Consider the following 25543-nt stretch of genomic DNA (forward strand, 5'->3'; position numbering starts at 1 on the left):
AAAATATATGGATATAGATAGCGTCATGGCCTTTATGCTGATAGCTGCTTTGCTGGTTATCTCGCCAGGTCCGAACGGGTTTCTGATAGCTAAAACAGTGCCATTATCGGGAAAAAAAACTGGCTTCGCGAATGTCTGGGGGTTTGTTGCCGCTTTTTACGTCCATGGAACATTAGCCATTTTTGGTGTTTCAGCGCTTCTCACGCAATCAGCACAGGCGTTCTTTATTTTCAAAATGCTAGGTGCAGTCTACCTAATCTGGATTGGCATAAAAGCTCTTATTAGCGCCTTCAAAAGTGGTAATTCCAGTCTGCCAGATTCACCTAAGAATAATGTTGGGCCTGCTTCGGTTGGTTCCGCCTTGTTAGAAGGGTTTTTGACAAACGTTCTAAATCCTAAAGTTTCAATGTTCTATTTGGCCGCCTTTCCACAGTTCGTGTCAGTAAATGAAAGTGCAATACACGCATATGCATTAGTCACAGCGCACTCGGTGGTCAACTTTGTTTGGTTTTCAATCATGGTTGTTGCTCTATCTCGTGTTAAAAGTGCTTCTAATAACGCCAAGTTTAGGCGGTGGCTCAATTCCATTACTGGTCTTGTACTTATTGGCTTCGGGTCCAAGTTGGCACTTATCAAAAACGGCTAACAAGCAGCGGCAGAGCGACAGCCAACACTACGCGCCTTTTGTGTTACTCGCTGTCGCTCAAACATTAACACAAAAGGCTCTCCGCGTTGGCTGCGCCTGCGCTGGGCGTTAGCTTTACGAGGCATAAATGAAGTGTTGGGCAAAGAATGTGTCTACGGATTGCTGTAATGTTCAATCTGAAGAACACTATATATCAAAAGGCCTATTCTCATCTGAGTTGGTTAGAGTCAGTGGCTTTGATTTTCTAAAAGGCGAAACAAAAGAAATACCAATAAAGAAGCTTGTAAGAAATTGTTTGTGTGAAAGACATAACAATGATTTGTCACCGGTTGATGCCGAAGCTATAAAACTCTCTGAAGCACTCGAATACGCTGTATCTCTACATAACGAGAGGTCTAGAAAGAAACCCAAGAGGTGGAGTGTTCATAAACGGGAAGTCGACTATTTAAAGGTTAAGCAATGGTTTGTAAAAACCATATTGGGAATGGATGTATTCTTTACCAAAAATAGTGCGTTGGCATTGGATACTGACTTCCTAGCTAAGCTGGCATTTGGCGAAGCGGACATAAACCAGTACGTTAGTCTGGAGATAGGTGGCAAAGTGGGAGAAGATATGGTTATAGACCAAGTAGTATCTGTGTCGCCTTTATTCTCCCAAACTGAATGTGTTGGAATTATTGTTGAACTATATGGTTTTAAAGTTGATTGTAAAATCGGCGATCATGCGGGCAACAAAATTAAGAATAAACTTAAAATTAAAGTTTTCGAGCACAATCATTTGTCATATGAAATTAATTTAAAGAGTTAACAAAGCCAGCCATAGGGACCAAAAAATCGCCGCTTCGCTTTGGTTTTTCGGCCCCTGCTGGCGGCGTTAGGCATCATATGGAAATAATAACTGAGCAAGATGCTTTCTTCCTTGTCGCTCTAAGCGCATCAGAAGAGTCGTCCCTGATCGAGCTTAGATGGGAGTTCGAGAAGTGGGATCATAGCTCTATTGAAGTAACCACCATCATAGAAAGCCTCATTAAGGACGGTACCATTTTACTAAGTGAGCGCGAAGGTGAGAGCTTTAGTGACTACTCCGTAAACGACTCCCTGGCTATAGCAGTGACTTGGAGTAAATCTGAGTCTTGGAATACCATCCTATTTCTAACCGAGGCTGGTGATCAGCGGTGGAAAACCGACGATTGGGGCATTACCACTAAGCGTGCAAAACATTTAATGTTTTCAAACAAAGGGAGCGTTACCCGTGTTCAGTAGCTGCGTAGAGAGCATGCCTAACAAAACGCTCAACTACACTCCGGCCGCAAGCGGCCTCCGTCGGACAGCCAAAAGCGTGCTTCGCACTGGCTGCCGGTTAGCTCAGCGTTATGCAGTAATAGGTGTTTTTAGATGACGGATATGGATTTTGATGAGATTGAAGGTCAGCTAGATCTAATTGTTCCTAATATTTATCGTATGTTTATTGATGCTATTGATTCAAAGGACTTGGATCTTAAAAAATATGGAATTTCCTATGACACAGAGTCAGTTATAGAAGGTAATTTGAAACTCAGAATAAGCCTTTCTGATGCTGAGCCTAAATGGGAGAGTCAATATTTTGATATTGGAGTTGGGGACGGGTGCGGGAATTATTTCTTTCTAGTAGCAACCGACGAAGACGACGATCAAGTTAAGTTGTGGGCGCATGATCCATCAGGTATTGAAGACGTAGGAACGGCAACTAAATTTTTAATGTCGTTACTATCTGAAATAGAAGCAGGCTTTAATGGTCCAAATAAATGCCGATATCAGGGTAACGGATTTTAACTTGAAACCTGCATAACAAATTTAGGCAGGGCGATGCAAAAAAGCGCTGCTCGCCTGCTAAAGACGTTAAATGCTTATGCAATACGAATCTGGAGAAGAAGTAAAATTGGGTGATATCGTTGAATACGATGTGGGCCCAAACGAATTCGTATCTGCAAATGTTGTAATGCTCGGAGAAGACTATTCTCACAGCGAACTAGAAGAAGGATTTTTGCAATGGGTTACAACAGACAACGTTTTAGAAAAAGATAATGTCGTTGTAGAAGTAGAGCATGAAAAAGGCAGCTACATGTTTACAACGTTGTGCTGCGTCAAGCTGAAAAGACGAGCAGATGCCTAATCATGCATTTAACCAGGCTAGGCACCGGACTACGCACTGCGTGCTTCGCTCGGTGCTAGCGGCGTTAAATGTACGCGAAAATGAATGGCATTGACCTAAAATCCGCAGCAATAATGATTACTTTTTGTCTTCTATTTGGTTTGGGTATCCAGTACTTCACGGGATTCTACTGGCTAACAGCAATGTTACTGGTAATGATCGCTGTTTTGATTAATGGTCTTATCATCTTCAACGAAGATCTTGATGAAGGAGGGTTCGATCATCAGGTAGGAGTGACTGATACACCTGAAGCCAGAGCTGAACAAAGTAAAGCCAATAAAATCCAAGTGGCAATAATAGTTCTACTTATCATAGGTGCAGTGTGGTCTTACATTTAATAAATCAATTAACTACGCGCCTTCGGCGCCCGACAGCTTACACTCCGCTTCGCTGCGTTTCAGCTGCGGGTTATTGAGGCGTTATGGCTCAGAGTTAACCATTGATGGCTAGTATGAGAAATTCTAAATTATTAATTTTTTCATTGTTTTTGTTGGCCTCTACGGGCTCAAGTTCAGTGAAAGCCTGTTTATTTCCTGAACCTCTTGATTTTGACTACATTGAAAATGCTGACGCAATTTTTATTGGTCATGTATCTAAGTTCATTTATTTTGATAGAAACCCGGTGGCAAAGACGGCTTCATATTCGTTAATTTCTTTTGAGATTGAAAGTTATCTTCTAGGTGATGATAAAGAATATGAGTTGGATGCGTTCTGGCAGGATTACAGTTATATGCCTGAGAATTTCGAGCAAGGTAGATACCTTGTTGCTGTTAAGAGGGAGGCGTTGCCATCAGCTGTGCTGGCGAATCAACCTTATTCTATTGGATCAAAAGCTGTAAAATACAGAATACTACAAGACCCATGCAGGCCCGCTTTTGTTTTAAAGCCAAGTTCAGAAAACTTGCACAAAGTTAATGAAGTAGTGGATGGCATGGGTACAATTGATATCGTTCAGCCATAACAAAGCGCTGCAGCCCGACATCTTACTTTGGGCATATTTTGCGCGGTCGCTGTCGCTCCCATTTTTGCGCATAATATGTCCAAAGTAAGCTGCGGCTGAGCGCGACGTTAGCATTTCGGAGTATAAAGTGAGGGGCATCTTATTAGTTGCAAGCTTCTTGTTGTCGAGCCTATGTATGGGAGAGGAAAATCTTGTGATATCTCTACCTAGTGAGAATATATTTCAAGCTCATGCAGGAGTCTTGTGTAAGAAACAACCTTATTTAAGAATCTGTAAGGGAAACAGTAGGAATATAGGTCCTGCTGAATTCTTCTGTAATCCTAGAAGGTTGGATTGCCAAAATCCGAAGAATTACTTTACGCTCGTTCAATATGTCGCCGAAGAACGGCGAATTGATGTGGGCTGTATTAAAAAACTCGGAAGGCATGAAAAGTACAAAAAAGGAAAACGTTCGGGGTATGCATCTTACAGCCTCAAAGAAAAATGCTAACAAGGCCAAGCAAAATCGTCGCGAAAAGCGCGGCTGGACCTCGCTACCACTCGGCCTTTGTTGGCGGCGTTAAGCGCAGAGAGAGTTTAGGCGACTAGAGAATGAGAGAATTACTCCGACAGATCGGTGAGATGGAAAGCTGCAAGGTATTTCCACCTTCAAGTATTCCCGAAATAGATCTTCCAGATGATCTAAAAGAGTTTTATTCACTCTGCGGTGGTGTGCTTCTATTTGAGGGAAGTGACTATTGGTTCAAGATCTCTTCACCGGAAGAATTAATTCCTGCTAATCCAGATATACTGCCTGAAGGATTTGAGGAAGAAATAACTAAAGATGATATTTCTAACAATTTCTATATCATCGCAAGAAATGGCCCGGAACAAGCAATAAGCATTAATCTGGGAAATCCCCAGTTTGGCTACTGTTACGATAGCTTCTGGGAGCTTCATGCAACAAGTGAATCTCCCATAATCGCATACAGTTTCAAGTCTCTTTTGGAGAGTTTGGTCAAAGGTAAGGGGGCTTATCCTTATTGGCTTAATTCAAATTTTGTTAGTTTGGGGTACTTATATGGCTAGGCGCTTAACAAGGGCCAGCAACGGACTGTCAAACCTGTCACTTTTTGTGCTTTCAGCACAAAAACCGCCAGCTTTGCCAGCCGCTGTGGCCGGCGTTAAGCCAAAGTAAAATGAGATACGTGGAATCAAATTATTGGAGATTAACGGTGCTGGTGCTGTCGGTTACGGCAGTTCTGATTTTCTTCCGATTCCATATTTTTATGACGGTAACTACATTCGAATGCTGGAGTTTTGAGGACGTGTGGGACTACCATCCGGATTCATTGAATCCTTTTTGGATGTATACGGTAGTATTCCTGTTACTTGCTATCTGGTCACTTTTGGAGTTGGGGCTTGGTATAGTTGCAAAAGCCCAGCGATTTATTCCATTTTTTTCGCTCGTTTTGATGCTTTCTGTTCTCTTCGGGCATATGCATTTCTGGCAATCTTTCCAAGTTATGCGTGGAGCAGAAGAGTTTAGTTACTTTACTCTCAAGCTAGTTCACTTTAAGCGGCCTGAGCCAGAAGTAAGGCTTTCAGATTTCCCTCCAAGCTGGCAGGAGTATGTGATCGAAAATAGGTGCGCCAAAGGTTTGGCAATTTCAAATATGTCAGATCAAGAGCGGAAAGAGCTCCATAGCAAGTACCTGGAGCTCTGGGAGTAAGGGCTTAACAAGGCGCAGCAACGGGACGTTGATCTTGCCCCATTTTAACGGACACCAAAGTCAAACAGACGAGGTGTCCGTTAAAATGGGGCAAGATCACTGGTTTTCCGCTGCGCTCCAAACCAGAAGCAAATGCGGGCGTTATACCTCTTCAAACAAAGGAGAACTAAATTGAAAAAAGTCGTTCTTTTTTTCTTGTGCGTGTTTGTAACAGCGTGTTCTGGAACGGGAGGAATTATTGGAGGCCTTATACCAGCGCCAAAGTTTCTAGAAGGAGAGGTCGAAGGTGATATGTATATTGCCGAGGGTTGTGTGTTTCAGGTGGGCTTGCCGCATCCTCCAAGCATTGATGGATATGAGTGGACGTACACAAAGGTTCACGAACACCAGGAAGAAAAGTACACAAAGGTAGTGTTTGGGCCAGCTGCGTTTAATATTAATTATTATCATGTCACATTAGTTAATACTCCTTCTATTGATGATATATCTAAACCTTCGGAAGGTCTGTTTAATCAATTAACCAAAATGCAGCCCTATCGGGAGGTTGACACGGCGGAGCAGCTCGTGAACACTGAAATCGAGATTAATGGCAATAAAGGTTTTTACGTAGCCTTCAAAATGGGGCCATCTCAGTGGCTTTTGTGTGGGGTGGTATACCTTAACCAAGGGTACTATGTGGTCGAGGCCGATATTTCTAGGTCCTTTGATGGTATGTATAACCCATCCGAAGAAACTGTAAAAAACAGAGAGTACCAAATTTTCAATCGCTTGTTAGAAACATTCACAAAGCAAGTATAACAAAGCAAGGCACCGGACTCGATTCGCTCTTCGATGCTTGCTGCGTTTTGCACTGAATCTAATATGAAATCTGATTACAAGTGGCTAGACAGCTGGGTAAAAGAGATAAAGGGGAAGTCAGTTCTAGAGCTTGGTGCAGGTACGGGTATAGATACGCAGATTCTTAGATCTATTGCGAGTAAACTGATAGCGACTGACTTGGTGCGAAATGATCCGTTGGATATTGAAGAGCTAGATCATAGCGAGCCATTGCCATATGAATCGAATAGTTTTGAAGTGGTCGTAGCAAGTCTTTGCTTACATTACTTCGATTGGAATAAAACTGAAGAGATAGTATCCGAACTTTATAGGGTATTAACGCCTGGTGGTATGTTAATAGGCCGAGTAAATTCGAAAAATGATACCAATTACGGATCAACTGGTTACCCTAAAGTTGAATCGAACCTCTTCATTGTAAATAATCAAGCTAAGCGTTTCTTCGACAAAGCTGACTTACGTAGGCTCTTCAACAAAAAATGGGATATCTCGTTCTTTGTGGAAAAGACTATAGATCGCTATAGCATGCCGAAAACTATTTTAGAGTTTAGGGCTACCCGTGCATAACAAACGCAAGCAGGTTGCTCCGGCCCTCCGCGGGACACCCAACGCTATGCATCTTTTGTGCAGGTCGCTGCGCTCCCAGTTTTGCACAAAAGGTGCACAGCATTGGTTGTCCCTGTTGCGGGCGTTATGATTCTTAGAGAGCGTTGAAATGAAAATCAAAGTTTTTCTCTGCATTGCAGTACTATTTTTGACCTCATGTAGTACAACTCAAGTACGAGAGACCTCGCGCCTTGACTATAGTGCACTAAAAGTTGGCGAAGCTTCTCAGGAAGATACAATTGCGCTACTTGGGAAGCCTGCTTATATAGACAACAATCCAGATGGTAGAAGCGTGTATATGTATGACACTGCTACGAACGAAATATCCGGATTTATGTTTAATGAAGCGGGGGTTCTCACTAAAATTGTAGTGTATAGAAAGTGAGGAAAAATCATAACAAATCAATCATCGACTCCCCTGCGGGGCTGGACTTTCACTCCGCGGCTTCGCCGCTACGTTCTGGCCCATTATTGAGATGGTCAATTTTTAGATATTTTGTAGTTGCTGCAAGCATCAATCTCTATCTGCGCATGCTTTTCCTGAGAGTTTTCCTACAAGCTAGCACCGCAGTTTCGTTCAAGTGCCTTCGTTTTAAGTCAACAATCCCTGCAAGTCAGTTGCACCATTATGGAGTGCCAATCAGCTAGTTAATTGGTGGGGAAAGTATGGTATTTTTCCCTGTAAATTTATCGGGCAGTGGCCAGCCATAGGTGGCTGGCAGAGAGCAAGTAGGTCGTTCAGTGCGCGCCAGCTATAACCAGGCCAGGCAAGATCGCCCAGCTGGTGGCTGGGCTGGACAGCCTACGCTAAGCTTCGGCTGCCCTTGCTGGTAACGTTATAATTCATGTTGAGAAAATGCCCAAAATGTAATGGAAAAACTGTAAAGGTAAAGATGTTATCTTTCTCAAGTAGAATGCATTGTGATAAATGCTTTTTCCAGTATGAATATACAGCCTTATCTAAGAGGGTAATAGCATTCGGATGGGCGTTTATACCTATCTTTGCTATTTACTTGGGGTTGAGATTTCAAAGTTTACTGGTTTTTGGCTCCTTACTACTAGCGGGTCCGTTTTTAGCTGAGTTTATTTTTGCAAAATACTGCCCACTAAAGCCAGTTAGTGCTAGGGCGTTAAGGAAGAAGCATCGTGGCAAAAGCTTATAACAAACTACGGCACAATCGCCCGCAAAAAGCGCGGGCTGGACTCGCTACACTACGTTTCGCTCGCCTGTGCGCAGAGCGTTAAGGTTTCAAGCAATGAAATACATTGCGGTTCTACTTCTTGGTCTTATCTGCCAAGTGACAAATGCTTGTGAAATACCGCAGGAAACCACTGCCCACTTGATAAAAAATTCGAAAGGCATTTATGTAGGGTATGTCACTAGCCGCAGAGTAAAAAGCATCGAAAATGTTACTGAAGACCAATTCCCTCCCATAGAAATATCGGGCCTATATGATCGCACCATTATAGTATCGATCGTGGAAACATTATTAGGCGCCGGCTCAGAAAAGAAATTAATCGGAATTGAGCTTGGCTCGTGCGGTTCTCCTAATGTCCAGGTCGGAGAAAAAATAGTAGCTTTTCATATGAGTTCTGGTTTGTGGCAAGTAAAGAGGATAGGGGTAAATCCTAGTGACATCCGGCCCCGTAAACCTTAACAAAGCCGGGCAGTTTGCTCCGGGCCGACGGCCCTCCGCGGGACAGCTTACCTTGTGCACGTTTTGTGCAGGTCGCTGCGTTCCTATTTTCGCGCAAAAAGCGTACAAGGTAAGCTGCCCCTGCCGGCGTCGTTATTGTGGCGGTCAATTTTTAGATCGTATGTAGTTGCTGCAAGTACCAAGCTCTACCTGAACACTCTCCTCCAGAGAGTTTATCTGCAAGCTGGCACCGTAGTTTCGCTCAAGTGCCTTCGTTTAAAGCAAGTAAGCCCTGCAATTCAGTTGCACCATTGTGGAGTGCCAATCAGCTAGTTAACTGGTTGGAAAAGTATGGTATTTTTCCTAGTAAATTTATCGGGCAGTGGCCAGCCAGCGGTGGCTGGCAGAGAGCAAGTAGGTTGTTCAGTGCGCGCCAGCTATAACCAGGCCAGGCAAGCTCGCCCAGCCGGAGGCTGGGCTGGACAGCTTACGCTCCGCTTCGGCTGCCCTTTCTGGCAACGTTAGCCACTTTAAGGAAGTTCTGTGGAAGATATCGATTTTATAAAATGGTGGGGCGCGGTAGTTGCAACGATTGCTCTAAGTTGGAATTTCTTTAATTTCTTTTTGAGTAACGCCCGGATGAAGGTAAAGTTAAAGCCAAATACTTGCTACCCAGACTCACGAGTAATTTCTAAAGAAGTGTCGGAGCATGGCACAAGCTCCACTTTGGCATCCTACTGCCATAAAGAAATTGTCAATGTTGGTAGAGTTGCTGGAACAATTACAAAAATTGAGGCCAGCCATACCTCCAAAAATGGATCGACTTTAACCAAAACAGATCAGAGGTTTCAAAGTCACACGCATCAGAACTTTCCAATACTTCTAGCCCCTGGTGAGATTTGGAGCGGTCGTATTGAAATGGAGGATCTAATAGATCTTTCAAAATATGGCAAACTTATTTTTAGCGTTGAGTTCGGGTACAGGGATCGCCCAGTCAAAGTCCACGCGAGGATTGGTTAACAAGTGACTATGGTCCTTTGTCAAGTATTTAAGCCATTTTCTCATCCCAGTAAGTGTTGTTTTTTACCATCGTATTTAGAATGGTAAGTTGCTTCCTCATACATGCGATAAGGGCCACTTTCTTTGGTTTACCGGCAGCGACCAGGCGCTCATACATTGGCTTTAATATAGGGTGACATTGTATTGCTGACATCATAGAAACAAACAAAACCGTGCGTACACGATGTCGCCCACCTCGAATATAGCGTTTACCCTGGAAGCTGCCGCTATCACGATTCATCGGGGCGACACCCACAAGTGCCGCAATCTCTTTGCGGTTCAACTTGCCCAGTTCAGGAAGTTCGCTCATTAGCGTGTAAGCCAGTACATTGCCGACTCCTTTAGCGCTTAATAAGAGATCGCGTTTTTGTCGCCATTCGGCAACACTGTTAACAAGTTTATCAAGTTGCTTATCGACCCCTTCTAGCTCTTTCTTGATGGCTTTTAAGATAGCCTGAATGGGCTTGTGAACAGATTTGGGCATTCTTTTGAGACGATTCTTTTGCATTGTGCTCATCTCTAAGCACTGGTTCCTGACCGTCAGTAAATCACTAATATTTCTAAGTTTTTCTGGTTTGATTGATGACAATCTTGGCTTCATTGCTTCACCAAAATGTGCGATATCAATTGCATCCAGCTTATCTGTTTTTGCGAGCCGCCCCGCTGACTTTGCAAAGTTTCTTACTTGTGAAGGATTGCAAACAACTATCGGCAGTCCCGCTTTATGAGCAGCACAAACGAATTCTAATTCTAGTCTTCCTGTAGACTCTATTAATACTCTTTGGGGTTTAAGAGGTTGTAGTTTTTTAATGGCCTCCTTGATGCCATTTTTATCATTGGCAACACTAAAGAAATGGCCAGTAGGTCTCACATAAATATCGAGTTGTTTACTGCTGGTATCGATACCGACATTGATCTCTTGAGGTTCCATAAGATAAGCTATCTCCGCCTTGCTATTCGAGCTTGAGGCCCACATGACTATTCGAGTTATGCCTAGTGAGTGCTTATCACGTTCATACTTGTTATCGGTCTTTTACGAGCCGGCCAGGCAGCGAACTGTGATAAACAAGGCCTTCGCTGGCCGCCGAAGGTGGGTCTCAATTTACCCGTTAGCGAAAAGGATTTTCAACATCAGAATCGGGCAAGAACAACCATACAAGCAAAGGCAGTATCTCCCTTCGGACGCTCTAATACACACCGCTGCACTGGGCGTTATACTCTCTAGGGCCATGATTGATGACTTAACAAAAGGATTGGACTCAGAGGGAGCCTAACCCGTTTTTACACACACCTCCACCTAACTGGTATGGGGAGGCGTCTTATGGCACGAAGAAAACACTACAACCGTTACGATGACGATTTTAAGGCAACAGCGGATACCCCCGGTGTACTAGCAAAACACGTGACTGATGCTCTCGATATCCATGACGTGATGCTTTATCGTTGGCGCATGGAAATGCGGCGGGGGCAGATCATGGCAAAGAAGAAAAACATAAACATAGATTCTGAGGTAAAATCCGAGCTGAAGCGTCTCAGGAAACTGGAGCAGGAGTACAATCTGCTTCAGGAAGGGCACGCCCTTTTAAAAAAAACCACCCGATTCTCTTTACTACAAAAAAGGAAATCTTCGAGTTCATAGATCAAAACAGGGAGAAGCACAGTATCGCAATGATGTGCCGGATCTATGACGTCACCCGTGATGGATACAATTCTTGGCGCCGCCGGGGCATGTGTGAACATCGACAAGAATATAGTGAGCTGTTTGCACATATAAGATCAATTTTTAACCGGCATGATGGCTGCTGTGGTAGTCCTAAGATCACCCAGGATCTGAAAAAGAGGGGTATAAAAGTTGGTCAAAAACGGGTGGCAAGGATCATGCGAAATCATGGTCTTAGGCTGTAAAATCGAGGCTCTATACGGCTAGGCCAGGTACTTACAGACATGTTTACGGGATCACATGTAAGATATAGGGAATCAAGCTAACGTGCCCGAACCAGCTATGGGTAGGTGATGTTACTTATATAAAGCTCAGAGATGGCAGCTGGCAGTATTTGTCAGTAGTCGTGGATCGCTACAGTAGGAGGGATGCCTCTCTGACACTGGCTAGTATCGATAGGGCGGTACGAAACCGTGGACATCATCCGAAGCTGATCTTTCACTCTGACCGTGGCAGCGAGTACTTATCGGGTCAATTTCGTGAGCGATTATGCCGATTCGTTTTTTATGTTATGGCAGTTCTATCAATATCATCAGAGCTCCTTTAATTTGGAAGATATTGATAGTAGAGGTCGGTACTATAGATGAAGAGCATCTAAGTGATGTGATATCTGGCAATGTAGAATGTGATGCATTTGTTGTTCTGGTTGAAGGTGGAATTGCTGGTATTGTAACTATAGAGCAAGCCGAAATTGTTGGTATGGAAATGCCGGAATTGTCTGATATCTTTGTTCTTCCAAAATATCGCAATCAACGGGTGGCAAGTAAAATAGTTAGGGTTTTATGCTTAAGGAAACCGGGCAGTGGCATATGACGCAGTCTATTAGGGGGATACTTTTACATTTCAGTTTTGGGGGTGTTGTTTCAAAAGTTAATGTAGAAAAAGTCAGTAAGATTGAGCCCTCTGAAACTCCAGAGTTTTATGAGTGTGTGGTAACAAATATCTGATAAATAGAGGTGTTTTTTTAAATATAAGTTTTTATCGTGCAGCAACATTTTGATAAAGTTAATTTACTGTACGTGATAGATGGAGTTGGGGTTTGGTTTTTGTGGGGTAAGTGATAGGATTATTGAGGTGTTGCTTATTGCGCTTGAGTTGAGAGTGGTTGAGACCGGTACCCTTGCTGCTAGATATTCAATAAAAGTTAGGCGTAACGAAAAAATATCGATGAATATAGAGGCCAAACCCTGGATGCTTAAGAAAATTAGGTGTCATCGTTATTGGTAGGTCTCAATAGGATGGTTGAGGGAATCCGTATCTGCTATTGCATGTTGAATTAGATTAAGTTTGATAGCTTTTGCTTGGTGGGTGAGGTGATATAACTTAAGCTTCGTAATTTTGCTTCCCTAAAGGTTCAGTGCATTATTGGAAAATTAAAATTTAACTATTGGAAATAAGATGAATTCAACGGTTCAATTAATTCAGCCGGTAGTGGCTTTGCTGGTTTGGTCAATGGTTATGTGGTTTTGGATGTATGCAACAAGACTGCCGGCGATTGCATCTATGAAAATGAAGTTGGACTCTGAAGTGCCATCCGGAGTCCAAATGTCACAGCTTCCGGCAAGGGTTAGATGGAAGGCGGATAATTATAATCATTTAATGGAGCAGCCTACTCTATTTTATGCAGCAGTTTTCTCATTGGCTTTTCTAGGCGCAGCCACGGAGTTTATCGTTTATACTGCTTGGGCATATGTGGGTTTAAGAGTGATTCATAGCCTTGTTCAGGCTTTAGTTAATAAAATAGAATTTCGCTTTGTTATCTTCGCTTTATCCAATATTCCCTTGGTAATACTAATATGTAAAGCAGCGATTCAAGCCTTTAAGTAGTGGTTAAATAAAAGCAAAGCTATTCGTTATGTTTTGGTGCTTGTTATTGATTGAGGTGGTATTGCCCTAGCGAGGATAATCTGATTTGGTGTGTGGCCACTGGCCTCGTTTTGCTGTCGAAGAAAGAGTGCTTTACCAACCCATCTGCTAAGGATCATCATGTCCCCCGAGATTGAATGTTTGTAAGTTGCAAATGGAGGAAAGCATCTTTTTGGCTACTAGTATTTGTTCTAGATTGACCTAGCCTAAGAGCAGGCCCTCTTGTTTGTGGGGTAGGTGGTTTTAATTCTTGGTAACTAGGGGGTAGCATCCCCATTTTTTTCTGTGTAAGTTTCCTGTTATTCGATTTTAGTCCATTTAATGGAAGTAGTATTGTCGATTAATGGGTGGGCAAATAATACAAGGAGCTGCTCTTCTAGGGTGTAGATTTGGTAGTTGTGCATGCTGAGAGGCCTCCAGTGGGGCTGTAGCGAAGTGGATTTATTTATCCCGGCTTATTCAGTGCAAAATACATAAAAGTCTGCAAGTGTTTCCAGTGTTAGAGGGCATTTAGACGTCCATGTAGAAACCCTGATTCAATTAAGTAAATGCAATCTGTCTCGAAAATACACTAAGTTATTAATGGTAGGTTTTTAATTTATAATGATATCGGTGACTTTCTCCTTTAGGTTTAAAGATACCATTCGTTCTGATATGACCATATGTTATATGGATGCTATTATTATTCTGCTCTAAGCAGGGTGTGGTCGAATTTGTTTTCGGCTATTAGGCAGGGGGAAGGTGGCTAATAGTGTGTAGAATACACTTCGCTGGTGAGTTTAATAAGATCCCTTGTGGGCGAATAGCAATAGTTGTAAAAAATAATACTTTTTTATTGGCCTGTTCCATTTAGTCTATAGGAGTGGTTACCTTTTCGGTTCTTGGTTACAAATCCAGTAAATAGAGTGCTGCTTGATTTGTGGCTGTCTTTAACTTTAAATCGTTAGATTTATTGTTCGATATAATGAGGCTTATAACTTCCTCTCTGGTAAAATCATGAATTAGATTTTACTGTTGCTGATTGTAATATTGGTTCTGGGTTGGTTTTCTTGCTGTATTGCGTTCACCAATTCATAACCCCTCTCAAAAGTCCAGAGTAAGGCAATGGCGCAGCATATAGTGGCAATTGTGTAGCGTAGGTTAGATTCCCAGTTTTTCTTTCGACGTCTGGCCAAATAAAGCAGAGGCCAGATTGCTAAAATTATTAAAATTTGACCAGCTTCTACGCCGAGATTAAAGGCTAATAAACTCTGCCAAATATTAGGTGAGTTGATGTTGAGTATTTCGTGTAATACAAAGGAAAATCCCAGTCCATGCAATAAGCCCAGCATCAAGGAAGTCAAAAAAATTGTACGCTCGCTGGATATAGAGGCGATCGATTTTTGTCTTATTGTAAGCCAGGCAATATAGATTATGGAAATGGCGATTCCGGTTTCAATCAGTGGGACAAACCAGACAGTGCTAGGAATAAAACCAAAGAAACCTACGGATAGGGTAATACTGTGGCCGATAGTGAAGGCCGTGACACGCCAGAATAATAAGGGGAGAGCGAGGGCACCAAGACTAAGACAAAGTACAAAAAGCACATGATCTAGCCCCTGAATAATATGTACCATACCCTCCTTTAGAAAGGTATTGATGGCATCTATACTGGAATAACGGATTTGAACAGGCTCTCGCATTAGCCCCCTAGAGCGGAAAATCTGGATTTTTCCAGGGTTGTAACTGAGGATTAAATTTGCAGTATTTTCTTGATCGGGAAGCCCTGGATTCAGGGAGCTAAAGAGTTGATATTCTTCCAGCTGTTGCTGAGTAGGGTAATGGATGTGGATATCAACCAGTGTGTCACTGACATGGAGTGAGTTGTTAAGTGCCATCTGTTCAAAGTTATTAGAAAGGGCTCGTTTTGCCTCTGCAAGTGTGGCAAAAGCTGGCTCGTTGCCGATAGGATAAAGACGTACTGACTTTACATGCCCTTTAAGCTCCTGATTAGCAGAGAGGATATGTGTCGCTGCTGCGGCAATATTGCCCACCCCCTCAGGGTCGATCGTGAATTGTTCGACATCCACATAGTGAACCAGCCGATCATTTTCCAAGCTGTTGCGAGTATATGGTACTTGATATGGAATTTTCCCCGAGTAGGGATCAATACCATGTTGCGCCTTATCCGCCAGTAAATAGGAAAGAGGCAGTCTCATATAGAGGCTGGTTCCATTGATGGTGTGCTCAATATGTAGAATTCTTATATTTAGGTTTAGTGAAAAGTGGGCTTCAGTGATTTGAGATATTACAGATAGGTGGAGAGCCAGAGCAAAAGAGAGGAGATTAATTAAATTTGAGATATTTTTTTTCATGGCACTTAGTTACCAACTCTAGTGGCAGGCTTATCGTATAGATAGTGGTGTAAAGGCGGATATCTTCCAATACTTGTCTGATTGGGTTATTTCTATACTTGCACGAGTTTCTCGCGGTAATTGCTCCATATGTCCCCAGCTGTAATCTTCAATCATTGAATGCCACTTCCCAACAATTCTGAAAATTTTATTTCCGTTTAGGATCATTTGATCTGCGTGCTCAATTTCCAGGTCACGGATAGATCTAATAGAACCCTTATTGCCGCTGTTGGTTAGAGGTTGGTAAACTTGTGACAAGTTTGCGACGGTAAAATCAAAATTTTCACTGCTTACTAGATTGGCAAGCTGGTCGTTTAATTTTTCACTTTGAGGTTCTTCATAGGCAGCGGAAAGGCGATCAAGTATTGTCTCGGTAATTTCTTTTATTTCTTGCTTGTTTATGGTTCCGGGCAGGGGGATGCGCAGTTCACTTGGAAGGGTGTAATAAATGGGTACGGCACAAATAATTACAATGCCGTAAAAGAGTATCGGATGTTTGTTTTTTGTCTCAACCTTTTTGCTTCGCAGGGTGAGAATGAAAAATACTGCAAAGCAGAAGGAGAAAAGCACCGCCATGGGTATGGCCGCTATGGTATTCTCAATGGGGATTGGATCACTATTGGGAGCACGGTAATCATATAAATAATTGCGCCATTGAATGTCGGGAAAGTCCGGCATAACATGTGTTGGGAAAGGACCAGCCGGATCTTGTATTAGTGTGGGAACTGATTTGATAGATTCTGTAAAGAGGTTCCAGTCGATAGTAACACTTTGTGGTAGCTCCTTAACATGATATTTTTCCCGGTAACCGATCAGTAATGAACCTATCTCGATCCGCTCATGCTCTCCTATTGTGGTAAAGCCTGTATCGTTTGCCTTGAGAAAAACTGTTTCCGTGCTGATAGGTTCAACCAGCGTTTGGTTGATGCTAGTGGGATTTTTTTTCTGTAGGAATTTCTCTGTAGTTGCTCTTAACTCTTTTCTTCGCTTGGCTGTAAGGGGCTTCCAGGCATCAAAGGGTTGGTCGGTCCATTGTAATAAATCTCTTGGGCGCAATAAAATTTCGTGGCGAACCTGGCGAGGTTCCACGTAGAGGAAAGACCTAAGGGGATAGCGATTGTGCCGATTTATAGCTTGGTTTTCAAAGCGAGTATTCCAAGGATCTCCCCAATCAATTTTCAGCTTTTCTATTTGAGACAAATATTGAAAACTGCTTACTGATGTGTGGCCGTGTTGACTGGTAAATCCTATTGTGGCTAAGACAGCCCCATCGGAATCCAGTGGTGGACGTATTTCCAGATTGCTCAAGCCTTTTATTGGAAACTCGATATCTGCCAACAGTATGGTTTTGTCGGCTGGAAAATTCGGCCTTAGCAGGCCTGTCCTTGGATCTATTCTTCCCGCAAAAGGTGAGTTTCTCGGTTTTCTCTCGGCAATTCTGACAGAGGTTATAGTCGGCTCAATTTTACCCTCTGGGGAGTGCACCTCAATGGCGATCTCTTTTTGTGCAAGAGCAAGTCTAGCTATTTCATAAATACTCTTTGTAGGTGGTATTCCCGGCCAAAACGCGTTCGCATCAGCTGCAGAAACCTCTAGGCTGATGTAAAGATTGTTATTGAGTATCTCTATTTCTGCAATATTTGGTGCAGTCTCCGCACCGGTGAGATTGATATAGTCGGCGCAGATAGTGGAGGACAGTGAAGCCGATATAAATAACCAAATTGTAATTAAGATCTTTCTCATTAGGTTTTCTAATTTTTTGGTTGCGAGGAATCACTGTAGTTATAGGCGTAACTAGTATTTGGCGCTGGACTTTTCTGTGAGCTGGATGCTTTCATACGGATATTGAAGTTTTTATTTGACATTTTTTAAGCTTAATATTAATTGCCAGGCCCAGTTAAATTGGCGTGGCTGACTTTGTTTTTATCTGGTTTAGTTTTCACTTTTAATGGGTTTTATAAGTGCATAATCACCATAAGCTTTAATTTTTCATGGGGATTATTGCTCCTTTACAGCAGCTTAGTAGAAGGAGTTGTTAAAGCGTAGGTATAGAAGTATTGTGGCGTTAAAATCACGCCTGAAGGGTAAGTAGGGCAATAAATTAGGTTAGTTAATTAGAATCAGGTGGTTGGGTAACTCATCTTTCACAGCACTACAGGGGGCTGCATCTTTTAATAAGTCTCCACATTGGGAAATACAGAGTAACAGTGCTTCCCCAGCCTTACCGCGCTTAATTTCCCGTACAAATTGCTCGATAATAACCTGCCAGTTGTCGTTGGATACATGCTGAGCCAAGCCGCGATCTGCCAGAATTTCTACATAGTGCTCCGCTTCACAAATAAAAATCAACAGACCCAGTCGATCTTTGGTGCTATGCAGCTCTTGTTCAAGAAATTGACGGCGGGCTAGGTTTGAGGCGCGCCAGTATTTGATCTTTTTGGGTACAAGGCGCATGGTTATCGGCCGCCAGCGAAACAGTACTGCCAGCGCAATAAAGAGAACCCACTGTAGCAGAAAGGCTTGCTGAAAGCTGAGCCACCAGGGTAGGAACTGGAATAGTGGCGATAACAGCAGGGTCAAGAAGGCAGCCCAAAGGGTGGAGATATACAAATAGTTATCGGCTTCCCGCGCGACAATAGCTACCAACTCCGCGTCGGTTTGGATCTCCACTTCTTTGATGGCCTCCGCCACCTGGCGTTGATAGCTATTACTAAGCATTACCATCCTCCCGAAGCACCTCCTCCGCCAAATCCGCCACCTCCTCCACTAAATCCACCGCCTGTACCAGTCCCGGATAAGCCTCCTCTAGGGTGCCCCGCGCCAAAGCCTCCGCTACCATAGTAGCCGCCAAAGCGACCGCGTTTATAATTACGCCCATGAATTGGTGAGCTGAGGACCGAGCTACCAAACAGATGCAGCATTACCAGTAAGAGAAATAGCCCAACTACAAAGGCCAGGCGTCGGCCCTCCTTGGTCTCGATCGGTTCGGCCACATATTCGTTCTTGGTGGCGGCAATAATTGAGTTCACGCCGGCATTAATTCCACCGGCATAACTCCCTTTCTGGAATTCCGGCAGAACCTTGGTTTGAATAATATTGGCAGATAGCGCATCGGTGAGAGCACCTTCGAGGCCGTAGCCAACCTCAATTCGGAGCTTGCGCTCTTTGGGGGCTATCAAGAAGAGAATTCCATTGTTTTTCTTCTTGTGGCCCAGCTTCCACTCTCTTGCCAGTTGATTGGCGTATTCCTCTATGGTGATACCCTGGAGCTCTGGGAGGGTGGCCACCACCAGTTGGTTACTGCTCTCAGATTCGTATTGCTGAATCAATTCTGTAAGTTTGTATCTCTCTTCGGCAGTTAGTAGCTCAGCTTTATCCACCACCCTCCCGGATAGAGGAGGGAGCTGTACCTCGGCCCATAGAGCCAAAGCCAGTAATGCTGTAATGAGCGTCAACAAGGTCAGAAGGGAGCGTGTCATAAGGGTTTCCCGGCGGCCTACTGGAAATTGACTTCCGGAGCCTTCTCGGCCTCTTCGCTGGTGGCCTGGAAGGTCTCCCTCAAAGACATATCTCGATATAGGAGTGCGTGCCAAATACGACCGGGAAAAGTGCGAATCTCACGGTTGTAGCGCTGCACTGCCTGGATATAATCCCGCCGCGAGACACTGATGCGGTTTTCGGTGCCTTCTAGCTGGGATTGCAAGCTGAGAAAGTTTTGATTGGCTTTGAGGTTGGGGTAGCGCTCGACCACAAGCAGCAGCCGTGACAAGGCGCTGGAGAGTTGTGCCTGTGCGGCTTCGAACTGTTGTAATTTGACCGGATCGTTGAGCAGGTTGCTGTCCAGCTGAAGTGAGTTCACCTTGGCGCGCGCCTCGGTTACGGCCTGAAGGGTTTCCCGCTCATGCCCGGCATAGGCTTGAACGGTTTTCACCAGGTTAGGCACTAGGTCTGCGCGACGCTGGTACTGGTTTTCCACCTGAGCCCAGGCGGCTTTTACCTGTTCGTCATAGGTGGGGATATTGTTTACGCCGCAGCCACTGATGAGACTTGCCATCAGACACAGCATGGTGCAGCGCCAAATTAGCAGGCTGTTGCCGGTAGCAGAGGTCATGCGGAATATCCTTATTCTTCCGTAAACCAACCAAGAATAGTCCGCCTCAGTTGTAGTGCTGAAGGTGGCGTAGAGATGGAGCCGAAATGGCACTAAAAGCAACAATTTTCAAAGCCAAGGTGCAAATAGCCGATATGGACCGTGACTACTACGCGGAACACCAGCTGACCTTGGCGCGCCACCCTTCAGAAACAGATGAGCGTATGATGGTGCGCTTATTGGCGTTTGCACACAATGCATCCGAGTTATTGGAGTTTACCCGAGGCCTCTCATCTGATGAGGAGGCGGATTTATGGCAAAAGAGCCTCAGTGGAGAAATCGACCTATGGATAGAAGTGGGTCTTCCAGCTGAGGAGCGCTTGCGCAAGGCCTGTAACCGTGCCGGGCGGGTTTTGGTATACAGTTACGGGCGTCGTGCCGCACCGATCTGGTGGCAAAAGCTGGAGAATCAGCTCGAACGTTTTGACAACCTTAGAATTTACAATCTCGCTGCGGACACCACTGAGCAATTGGCACAGATGGTTGAGCGCAATATGGATTTCAGTATCACCATTCAAGACGGCCATATTTGGTTGGCCGATAACGATCACAATACGGAGATTACTCCGCAAATCTGGAAATAGGAGCCGAGAATTTAATGCCTTCTTTTGACATTGTATCTGAAGTAGACAAGCACCAGCTGACTAACGCAGTGGATCAGGTAAACCGCACTGTTACTAATCGCTTTGACTTTAAAGGCGTGGATGCGGAAGTGGAGATGAGCGATTTCTCTCTGGTGGTCCGTGCCGAGGTGGATATGCAAGTAGACCAAATGGTGGATATGCTGCGTGGTGCCTTGATCAAGTGTGATATCGATCCGCTGGCTATGGATGTAGGTGAAAAAGAGCAGTCTGGTAAGCAGGTTAAAGTGGGTGTGACCCTAAAGAATGGCCTGGATAAAGAATTGTCAAAAAAAATCGTTAAGCTGATCAAAGATGAAAAGCTCAAGGTGCAAGCGGCTATTCAGGGTGAACAGGTGCGGGTTACCGGGAAAAAGCGCGATGATCTGCAACAGGTAATTGCCTTACTTCGTGGTAAGGAACTGGAACAGCCACTGCAATTTAATAACTTCCGCGATTAAATGGTTACACAGTGATCAAAAATTATCTCTCTGGCATTGCTATCGTGCTGTTCTCCCCCTTGCTGGCGGCAGTGGAGATTTCTCCCGCCAAGCTGCAAGCCAGCTATTGGGTGGATAATAGCGAAGGTCTGGATATTTCTGGCCTAAGCTTTTGTGCTGGCAAGTTGCTGGCAGTTTCCGATAAGAATTCTGGAGAGATTTACTCATTAGAGCTCAGCGAAGGTTCCGCCGATCTGGTGTCCTTTTTGCGTTTGAGTGGTCTAGGAGTGCCGGAACGTGACGAGCCTGTTAATGTCTGGGAGAGCTTTAAAGCGTTTTTCCGCCCCGCAGAAGATCTGGACTTTGAGGGCGTTAGTTGTGGTGAGAATCAGATCTTTCTGGTCAGTGAGCATTACAATCGCATTGCCGTGGTGGACCCAGAGGGGAATGCGCGCTGGCAAGAGCATATCTGGTCGGGTGAAGCCAAATCTCAAGGTTTCTTACAAAAGAGCAACGCTTCCAGTGAGGGCCTGGTAAAAGCTGGCGATACTTTCTGGGTGGCGATGGAGCGTGAGCCAAGGGGCCTGTTGAAGCTGGATTCAGATGGAGAAGCCAGCGCATTCACTTTGCCACAGGCAGAGGGTTTAAATTTTGCTGATCGCTCTGAGGATTTAGCCGGCCTGGACTTCTTTAACGGCGCCCTCTATACCTTGGAGCGAAATGCGCACGCAGTTTGTCGCAGAGTATTGCCCAGTCTACGGGCGGAGTGGTGTCTGGATTATCGCTCGCTTGAAGAGTCTCCAGAGCGTGTTTATGAGGAAACCCGCTATGGAAAAGGTGAGGGATTGGCTGTGGGCGAGAAGGGCATTTTTGTGGTGCTGGACAATAACAATGTTGGCCGTGCGCAAGAGCCTGAAGATAAGCGCGCGTTACTGCTACACCTTGCAATGCCGGAAATGGCAAATTAATTGCAGCTCTATTGGCACTATGCCGATAAATTTCGGCGTCACGTTTATTGCGCTCGGCGTCGAACTCTTTTCATTTCCTCTCCTTTTATTTGCCAACTTTTGGCTTGGGTTTAGTCTGCCTCCTAAATCGGGTATCGTATTATCCTCCTTGTAGCGCAAAAATTGTCGATGGGTATTATGGTGGCTATGCTATTTCCTAGTGATTAGCGATCTAGAGTATGTTGGCAGCGGCTTTATGGAGAGAGACTTTTCCATTTCTCTGAAAGGTAAACGGTGAATTAGAAGATCTAAGAATGCGCCAAATCACTAATTATCCTATTAGTTCATTCATTTCTCGATGGATTGGAAAAATCGTGATCAAGCGAATTTTATTTTTCTTTATCAGTTTGTTGGTGCCTTCAGCGATGGCTGCTGACATTATTCCCGCTAAAAAAGTACAGCATTATTGGGTAAATGCCAGCGCAGGGTTGAGCCTCTCTGGTTTAACTTTTTGTGATGGCAGACTTCTTACTATCTCAGATAAAAAGTCAGAGAAAGTTTATCAGATCGTTTTAAAGGGTGTTCATGCCAAGCTGGAGCCCTTTGTCACACTCTCTGGTTTGAATGTTCCAAAGAAAGATCGGCCGACAAACGTATGGTACTTTTTATTGGATCTTACCCGACCGGCAGCGGCAATGGATTTTGAAGCAATCAGCTGTGTAGATAATAATTTGTATTTATTAAGTGAGCGCTACAACCGCATTGCCGAAGTTGATATGCAGGGGCAGGGCCGTTGGCTGGAAAATATGTGGTCGACCACAGCTAAGGCTCAGGGCTATATGCAGGGGTACAATCTATCAGGCGTAGGCTTACAGAAAGTTGGCGATGATTTTTGGATGGTGCTAGAGCGTGATCCCCGTGCTTTAGTTAAGCTTGGCCCTAAGGGGGGAGTGCAAATTTTTACACCGCCGGCTGTAGAGGGGCTAAATTTTCGCGGACAATCAGAGAACCTGGCGGGTTTGTCCTATTATGATGGCGCGCTGTTTACTCTGGAGCCCAATGCGTCTGCGGTATGTCGGAGAGAATTACCTAGCTTGAAGGCGCAGTGGTGCCTGGATTATTGGGAGCAAGAGAACTCCTCTGAATTGGGCTATGAAGTATCCCGCACTGGGGGCAAAGGCGATGGGCTGGCAGTGGGCGATACGGGCATTTTTATAGTGTTTGACAACGACAATATCAGCCGTATACATGACCCTCAAGATCGCAGGGCGCTTCTGTTACACCTAGCTTATCCCGAAGGGGCGCAATAGGTGGTCGTCGAGAAGTTACCAACCTTATTGGAGGAGATACGCGCTTGTCGTCTATGTGAGGACCACCTGCCATTGGGAGCCAATCCGGTGCTGCGAGCGGCAGAATCTGCTCGTTTGTTGATCATTGGTCAGGCGCCGGGAACTAAGGTTCATGCCACCAGTATCCCATGGAATGACCCCTCTGGTGATCGTCTGCGCGAGTGGCTGTCGATCGATAGGGATATCTTTTACGATGAATCCCAGATTGCCATTATTCCCATGGGCTTCTGTTATCCGGGGCGAGGTAAAGGAGGTGATTTGCCACCGCGCCCGGAGTGTGCTGTCACCTGGCATAAGCGCTTGCTGCAACAGCTACCTCACTTGCAACTCACGCTGTTGGTGGGACAATACGCCCAGCGACACTACCTGCCGCATTGGTATGGCAATATTACAGAGAATGTGCGCCACTACCGTGATGCCCTGCCCGCAGGGTATTTCCCTTTGCCCCACCCGAGTCCGCGCAACACACTTTGGCTGCGGCGAAGACCTTGGTTTGAAGAGGCTGTGGTGCCCGAGTTGCAAAAGTACGTAAAAAAGATTCTGAAGGTTTGATAATGCCGGTTCCGGAAAAAGTTAAGATTCACCCCTCCTGGTACGATGTGCTGAGCGAGGAATTCAAAAAGCCTTATATGGCGGAACTACGTCAGTTTCTGCGGGGAGAAAAAGAGGCTGGTAAGCGCATCTATCCACCTGGTGGGCAGATCTTTAATGCTTTCAACTCCACCCCATTTGATCAGGTGAAAGTGGTGATTTTGGGGCAGGACCCTTATCACGGGATAGGCCAGGCGCACGGTTTATGCTTTTCTGTGATGCCCGGCGTACGAATCCCGCCATCGTTACAAAATATTTACAAAGAATTGCACTCTGATATGGGGATACTTCCAGCGCACCACGGCTGCCTACAACCCTGGGCAGAACAAGGAGTGCTGCTACTCAATGCCACCCTCACTGTAGAGGACAGTAAAGCTGGTGCCCATCAGGGACGCGGTTGGGAGCAGTTTACCGATGCCGCTATCCATAAGCTGGCCGAGCAGCGTGAAGGTCTAGTGTTTATACTCTGGGGTAGTTACGCACAGAAGAAAGGCGGTTTTATTGATCGCAATAAACACTTGGTACTACGCGCCCCTCACCCATCCCCCCTTTCAGCGCACCGCGGTTTTTTTGGCACCAAGCCGTTCTCTCAAGCTAACCACTGGTTGCAGCAGCGAGGTGAAAAGCCCATTGAGTGGGCGTTGCCGGAAGCGCATCTGTTGGAAAGAGTTGCTGTGGAAGTGTAATAGCACTTATCAGTGCGGTAGATGTCTACTTAATAATATCTTTGCCCAGCTTCCGGCTTTTGTGAGTATGCTGGGCATCTTTTATCTGCTAAGTCGGAAGATTTTTAGTTGTTTGAAATCTTTTTAATAACACTTCTCCATTTATGTATTTCAGCGCCAGAAAAAAAATTCACGTACTGATGGAATTTACAATTTGTCTACAATGGTTGTAGTTTAAATTTCTGCAACCTTTAATAAGGGTTTTCTAGGTTTGCCCCTTATTTGACAGATTTTCATTGTATAAAATTTTTAGGGTGTCTGGTGGCCTGACTAGGGGTGGAAATGGTGCTAACATTTGCAGATTTTCTTTTGGATTTCCTTTCGGCCCCATTTGTGGAGGCTTTTCTTACTGCTAGCTTTATTGGTTCTGCAGCAATTTTAAAGAAAAAATTTGATGCAAAAGATTATAAGGCTCTGTGGGATAAATTCTTTGGTGATTCTGACTCTGATATTCACGTGGTGCTTCCTTTGATAAAGCAAAGAACACTGTTTTCCGAGATTACTAGAACACAAAGTCGAATTCCTGATAATGTGCTGTTTATGCCCTACGATGAGTCTCTTGGAATACAGTTGTTAAAGGATCGGATTGAGAGGGTGTATCCGAAAAGAAAAGTAATTTTTCATGATTCTCATAATTTTGTAGATGATCACAAGACCTTTATCTGTGTCGGTGGGCCCGCTATAAATGTTGTGAGCCGTGATTTATTGCTAACTAGAAGAATAGATGAAAAGTTCAAAATGGATTTTTTAGGCCGCTATGCGATTGATGAGGTTGATGATAGTGTTTATAAGTCGAGTGTTTTAGGAGATTCAATTACAGAAGATTATGGGTTTATATTTTTTTCGGAAAACCCCTACCATAAAGACAGTTTTATATGCTTGGTTTTTGGGATATGGTCACATGGGACTTATTCGGCAATTCAAGCTTTGTGCGGCAAAGGGACGCATCTGCCAGAGTTGGCTGAAAGCCTCAAGTTAAACAAGTCTCTGTTTGCTGTCACAAAGTCTACTGTAAGGGGGATGGTAACAGGGTTTCCTTCTGTGGAAAAAGTGAGAAGAATAGAGTCTTCCTGTCAAATCTAAGAGCTTGGTATTT

Annotated in this window: 32 protein-coding genes; 26 read left to right on the top strand and 6 right to left on the bottom strand. The window is 44.4% G+C overall.

The genetic code is table 11. From position 1 onward, the window contains the following. Positions 1-7 precede the first annotated feature (7 nt). The 14 genes from ACJJIO_RS16065 to ACJJIO_RS16130 all read left to right on the top strand — a co-directional run bounded on the left by ACJJIO_RS16065 (position 8) and on the right by ACJJIO_RS16130 (position 9607). Positions 8-646: a LysE family translocator gene (locus ACJJIO_RS16065; RefSeq protein ID WP_444909071.1), complete on the top strand. Its 639-nt coding sequence runs from the start codon at positions 8-10 to the stop codon at positions 644-646. Positions 647-773: 127 nt separating this feature from the next. Continuing rightward, on the top strand, positions 774-1454 hold the full coding sequence (locus tag ACJJIO_RS16070; RefSeq protein ID WP_444909072.1) for a hypothetical protein: 681 nt from the start codon (positions 774-776) through the stop codon (positions 1452-1454). A 77-nt stretch (positions 1455-1531) separates the two neighbouring features. Next, positions 1532-1909, top strand: a complete 378-nt coding sequence (locus ACJJIO_RS16075; protein WP_444909073.1) for a hypothetical protein — start codon at positions 1532-1534, stop codon at positions 1907-1909. 132 nt (positions 1910-2041) lie between these two features. Next, entirely contained in the window at positions 2042-2458 is a 417-nt protein-coding gene (locus tag ACJJIO_RS16080) for a hypothetical protein (RefSeq protein WP_444909074.1), read from the top strand. A 76-nt stretch (positions 2459-2534) separates the two neighbouring features. Next, positions 2535-2798, top strand: coding sequence for a hypothetical protein (locus ACJJIO_RS16085; protein ID WP_444909075.1), 264 nt, complete (start codon positions 2535-2537; stop codon positions 2796-2798). Positions 2799-2866: 68 nt separating this feature from the next. Continuing rightward, positions 2867-3175, top strand: coding sequence for a hypothetical protein (locus ACJJIO_RS16090; protein WP_444909076.1), 309 nt, complete (start codon positions 2867-2869; stop codon positions 3173-3175). 113 nt (positions 3176-3288) lie between these two features. Continuing rightward, a complete protein-coding gene (locus ACJJIO_RS16095; protein ID WP_444909077.1) occupies positions 3289-3798 on the top strand; it encodes a hypothetical protein in 510 nt (169 codons plus the stop codon). A 591-nt stretch (positions 3799-4389) separates the two neighbouring features. Then, positions 4390-4866 carry an SMI1/KNR4 family protein gene (locus ACJJIO_RS16100; protein WP_444909078.1) on the top strand — a complete coding sequence of 159 codons (477 nt, stop codon included), beginning with the start codon at positions 4390-4392 and terminating at the stop codon, positions 4864-4866. A gap of 146 nt (positions 4867-5012) precedes the next feature. After that, positions 5013-5510, top strand: coding sequence for a hypothetical protein (locus tag ACJJIO_RS16105; RefSeq protein WP_444909079.1), 498 nt, complete (start codon positions 5013-5015; stop codon positions 5508-5510). 171 nt (positions 5511-5681) lie between these two features. After that, a complete protein-coding gene (locus tag ACJJIO_RS16110) occupies positions 5682-6308 on the top strand; it encodes a hypothetical protein (protein WP_444909080.1) in 627 nt (208 codons plus the stop codon). Between the two features lie 63 nt (positions 6309-6371). Further along, positions 6372-6911 carry a class I SAM-dependent methyltransferase gene (locus ACJJIO_RS16115; protein ID WP_444909081.1) on the top strand — a complete coding sequence of 180 codons (540 nt, stop codon included), beginning with the start codon at positions 6372-6374 and terminating at the stop codon, positions 6909-6911. 148 nt (positions 6912-7059) lie between these two features. Further along, positions 7060-7335, top strand: a complete 276-nt coding sequence (locus ACJJIO_RS16120) for a hypothetical protein (protein ID WP_444909082.1) — start codon at positions 7060-7062, stop codon at positions 7333-7335. 871 nt (positions 7336-8206) lie between these two features. Continuing rightward, positions 8207-8608: a hypothetical protein gene (locus tag ACJJIO_RS16125; RefSeq protein WP_444909083.1), complete on the top strand. Its 402-nt coding sequence runs from the start codon at positions 8207-8209 to the stop codon at positions 8606-8608. A 522-nt stretch (positions 8609-9130) separates the two neighbouring features. Beyond that, positions 9131-9607 (top strand): hypothetical protein, encoded by a 477-nt coding sequence (locus tag ACJJIO_RS16130; protein WP_444909084.1) that lies wholly within the window; start codon positions 9131-9133, stop codon positions 9605-9607. A 28-nt stretch (positions 9608-9635) separates the two neighbouring features. Here the strand turns inward: ACJJIO_RS16130 and ACJJIO_RS16135 are convergent, their stop codons facing one another. Then, positions 9636-10577: an IS110 family RNA-guided transposase gene (locus ACJJIO_RS16135; protein ID WP_444909085.1), complete on the bottom strand. Its 942-nt coding sequence runs from the start codon at positions 10575-10577 to the stop codon at positions 9636-9638. A gap of 390 nt (positions 10578-10967) precedes the next feature. Here ACJJIO_RS16135 and ACJJIO_RS16140 point away from each other — a divergent pair, with 390 nt between their 5' ends. From ACJJIO_RS16140 to ACJJIO_RS16160, 5 genes are all read left to right on the top strand, one after another. Further along, positions 10968-11285 (top strand): transposase, encoded by a 318-nt coding sequence (locus ACJJIO_RS16140; protein WP_444909086.1) that lies wholly within the window; start codon positions 10968-10970, stop codon positions 11283-11285. 89 nt (positions 11286-11374) lie between these two features. Further along, positions 11375-11551, top strand: a complete 177-nt coding sequence (locus ACJJIO_RS16145; protein WP_444911004.1) for an IS3 family transposase — start codon at positions 11375-11377, stop codon at positions 11549-11551. A 119-nt stretch (positions 11552-11670) separates the two neighbouring features. Continuing rightward, positions 11671-11913, top strand: a complete 243-nt coding sequence (locus ACJJIO_RS16150; protein WP_444911005.1) for a DDE-type integrase/transposase/recombinase — start codon at positions 11671-11673, stop codon at positions 11911-11913. Further along, a complete protein-coding gene (locus ACJJIO_RS16155; protein ID WP_444909087.1) occupies positions 11856-12179 on the top strand; it encodes a GNAT family N-acetyltransferase in 324 nt (107 codons plus the stop codon). The genes ACJJIO_RS16150 and ACJJIO_RS16155 overlap by 58 nt, the downstream gene beginning before the upstream one ends. A 585-nt stretch (positions 12180-12764) precedes the next feature. Beyond that, the gene (locus tag ACJJIO_RS16160; protein WP_444909088.1) at positions 12765-13193 is read left to right on the top strand and encodes an MAPEG family protein; all 429 of its coding nucleotides are present in this window, start codon (positions 12765-12767) and stop codon (positions 13191-13193) included. 1040 nt (positions 13194-14233) lie between these two features. Here ACJJIO_RS16160 and ACJJIO_RS16165 read toward each other — a convergent pair. The 5 genes from ACJJIO_RS16165 to ACJJIO_RS16185 form a co-directional block, all read right to left on the bottom strand. Beyond that, positions 14234-15586: a HupE/UreJ family protein gene (locus ACJJIO_RS16165; protein WP_444909089.1), complete on the bottom strand. Its 1353-nt coding sequence runs from the start codon at positions 15584-15586 to the stop codon at positions 14234-14236. Positions 15587-15616: 30 nt separating this feature from the next. Beyond that, positions 15617-17368 (bottom strand): hypothetical protein, encoded by a 1752-nt coding sequence (locus tag ACJJIO_RS16170; protein ID WP_444909090.1) that lies wholly within the window; start codon positions 17366-17368, stop codon positions 15617-15619. A 363-nt stretch (positions 17369-17731) separates the two neighbouring features. Further along, positions 17732-18343 (bottom strand): TPM domain-containing protein, encoded by a 612-nt coding sequence (locus ACJJIO_RS16175; RefSeq protein ID WP_444909091.1) that lies wholly within the window; start codon positions 18341-18343, stop codon positions 17732-17734. Further along, on the bottom strand, positions 18343-19104 hold the full coding sequence (locus ACJJIO_RS16180) for a TPM domain-containing protein (protein ID WP_444884204.1): 762 nt from the start codon (positions 19102-19104) through the stop codon (positions 18343-18345). Before ACJJIO_RS16180 ends, ACJJIO_RS16175 begins: the two co-directional genes overlap by 1 nt. A 17-nt stretch (positions 19105-19121) precedes the next feature. Continuing rightward, positions 19122-19736, bottom strand: coding sequence for a LemA family protein (locus tag ACJJIO_RS16185; protein WP_444909092.1), 615 nt, complete (start codon positions 19734-19736; stop codon positions 19122-19124). Positions 19737-19822: 86 nt separating this feature from the next. On the opposite strand from ACJJIO_RS16185, the gene ACJJIO_RS16190 reads away from it, so the two are divergent. The 7 genes from ACJJIO_RS16190 (at position 19823) to ACJJIO_RS16220 (ending at position 25530) form a co-directional block, all read left to right on the top strand. Further along, positions 19823-20359, top strand: a complete 537-nt coding sequence (locus ACJJIO_RS16190; RefSeq protein ID WP_444909093.1) for a YaeQ family protein — start codon at positions 19823-19825, stop codon at positions 20357-20359. Between the two features lie 14 nt (positions 20360-20373). Beyond that, the gene (locus tag ACJJIO_RS16195) at positions 20374-20856 is read left to right on the top strand and encodes a YajQ family cyclic di-GMP-binding protein (RefSeq protein WP_444909094.1); all 483 of its coding nucleotides are present in this window, start codon (positions 20374-20376) and stop codon (positions 20854-20856) included. Between the two features lie 11 nt (positions 20857-20867). After that, positions 20868-21803: an esterase-like activity of phytase family protein gene (locus tag ACJJIO_RS16200; RefSeq protein WP_444909095.1), complete on the top strand. Its 936-nt coding sequence runs from the start codon at positions 20868-20870 to the stop codon at positions 21801-21803. A gap of 353 nt (positions 21804-22156) precedes the next feature. Next, a complete protein-coding gene (locus ACJJIO_RS16205) occupies positions 22157-23092 on the top strand; it encodes a YjiK family protein (RefSeq protein ID WP_444884208.1) in 936 nt (311 codons plus the stop codon). Continuing rightward, positions 23093-23683: a uracil-DNA glycosylase family protein gene (locus ACJJIO_RS16210; RefSeq protein ID WP_444902788.1), complete on the top strand. Its 591-nt coding sequence runs from the start codon at positions 23093-23095 to the stop codon at positions 23681-23683. A 2-nt stretch (positions 23684-23685) separates the two neighbouring features. Beyond that, the gene (gene ung, locus ACJJIO_RS16215; protein ID WP_444902787.1) at positions 23686-24408 is read left to right on the top strand and encodes a uracil-DNA glycosylase; all 723 of its coding nucleotides are present in this window, start codon (positions 23686-23688) and stop codon (positions 24406-24408) included. Between the two features lie 321 nt (positions 24409-24729). Beyond that, complete coding sequence (locus tag ACJJIO_RS16220; protein WP_444902786.1) at positions 24730-25530, top strand: hypothetical protein; 801 nt, start codon at positions 24730-24732, stop codon at positions 25528-25530. Positions 25531-25543 lie beyond the last annotated feature (13 nt).

The sequence above is a fragment of the Microbulbifer mixtoriginis (SeqCode) genome, from assembly GCF_052467235.1.

Coding starts and splice junctions, on each gene's coding strand:
- ACJJIO_RS16065 (WP_444909071.1), top strand. CDS start 8: ATGGATATAGATAGCGTCATGGCCTTTATGCTGATAGCTGCTTTGCTG.
- ACJJIO_RS16070 (WP_444909072.1), top strand. CDS start 774: ATGAAGTGTTGGGCAAAGAATGTGTCTACGGATTGCTGTAATGTTCAA.
- ACJJIO_RS16075 (WP_444909073.1), top strand. CDS start 1,532: ATGGAAATAATAACTGAGCAAGATGCTTTCTTCCTTGTCGCTCTAAGC.
- ACJJIO_RS16080 (WP_444909074.1), top strand. CDS start 2,042: ATGACGGATATGGATTTTGATGAGATTGAAGGTCAGCTAGATCTAATT.
- ACJJIO_RS16085 (WP_444909075.1), top strand. CDS start 2,535: ATGCAATACGAATCTGGAGAAGAAGTAAAATTGGGTGATATCGTTGAA.
- ACJJIO_RS16090 (WP_444909076.1), top strand. CDS start 2,867: ATGTACGCGAAAATGAATGGCATTGACCTAAAATCCGCAGCAATAATG.
- ACJJIO_RS16095 (WP_444909077.1), top strand. CDS start 3,289: ATGAGAAATTCTAAATTATTAATTTTTTCATTGTTTTTGTTGGCCTCT.
- ACJJIO_RS16100 (WP_444909078.1), top strand. CDS start 4,390: ATGAGAGAATTACTCCGACAGATCGGTGAGATGGAAAGCTGCAAGGTA.
- ACJJIO_RS16115 (WP_444909081.1), top strand. CDS start 6,372: ATGAAATCTGATTACAAGTGGCTAGACAGCTGGGTAAAAGAGATAAAG.
- ACJJIO_RS16120 (WP_444909082.1), top strand. CDS start 7,060: ATGAAAATCAAAGTTTTTCTCTGCATTGCAGTACTATTTTTGACCTCA.
- ACJJIO_RS16125 (WP_444909083.1), top strand. CDS start 8,207: ATGAAATACATTGCGGTTCTACTTCTTGGTCTTATCTGCCAAGTGACA.
- ACJJIO_RS16135 (WP_444909085.1), bottom strand. CDS start 10,577: ATGGAACCTCAAGAGATCAATGTCGGTATCGATACCAGCAGTAAACAA.
- ACJJIO_RS16140 (WP_444909086.1), top strand. CDS start 10,968: ATGGCACGAAGAAAACACTACAACCGTTACGATGACGATTTTAAGGCA.
- ACJJIO_RS16145 (WP_444911004.1), top strand. CDS start 11,375: ATGTGTGAACATCGACAAGAATATAGTGAGCTGTTTGCACATATAAGA.
- ACJJIO_RS16155 (WP_444909087.1), top strand. CDS start 11,856: ATGCCGATTCGTTTTTTATGTTATGGCAGTTCTATCAATATCATCAGA.
- ACJJIO_RS16160 (WP_444909088.1), top strand. CDS start 12,765: ATGAATTCAACGGTTCAATTAATTCAGCCGGTAGTGGCTTTGCTGGTT.
- ACJJIO_RS16165 (WP_444909089.1), bottom strand. CDS start 15,586: ATGAAAAAAAATATCTCAAATTTAATTAATCTCCTCTCTTTTGCTCTG.
- ACJJIO_RS16170 (WP_444909090.1), bottom strand. CDS start 17,368: ATGAGAAAGATCTTAATTACAATTTGGTTATTTATATCGGCTTCACTG.
- ACJJIO_RS16175 (WP_444909091.1), bottom strand. CDS start 18,343: ATGCTTAGTAATAGCTATCAACGCCAGGTGGCGGAGGCCATCAAAGAA.
- ACJJIO_RS16180 (WP_444884204.1), bottom strand. CDS start 19,104: ATGACACGCTCCCTTCTGACCTTGTTGACGCTCATTACAGCATTACTG.
- ACJJIO_RS16185 (WP_444909092.1), bottom strand. CDS start 19,736: ATGACCTCTGCTACCGGCAACAGCCTGCTAATTTGGCGCTGCACCATG.
- ACJJIO_RS16190 (WP_444909093.1), top strand. CDS start 19,823: ATGGCACTAAAAGCAACAATTTTCAAAGCCAAGGTGCAAATAGCCGAT.
- ACJJIO_RS16195 (WP_444909094.1), top strand. CDS start 20,374: ATGCCTTCTTTTGACATTGTATCTGAAGTAGACAAGCACCAGCTGACT.
- ung (WP_444902787.1), top strand. CDS start 23,686: ATGCCGGTTCCGGAAAAAGTTAAGATTCACCCCTCCTGGTACGATGTG.
- ACJJIO_RS16220 (WP_444902786.1), top strand. CDS start 24,730: ATGGTGCTAACATTTGCAGATTTTCTTTTGGATTTCCTTTCGGCCCCA.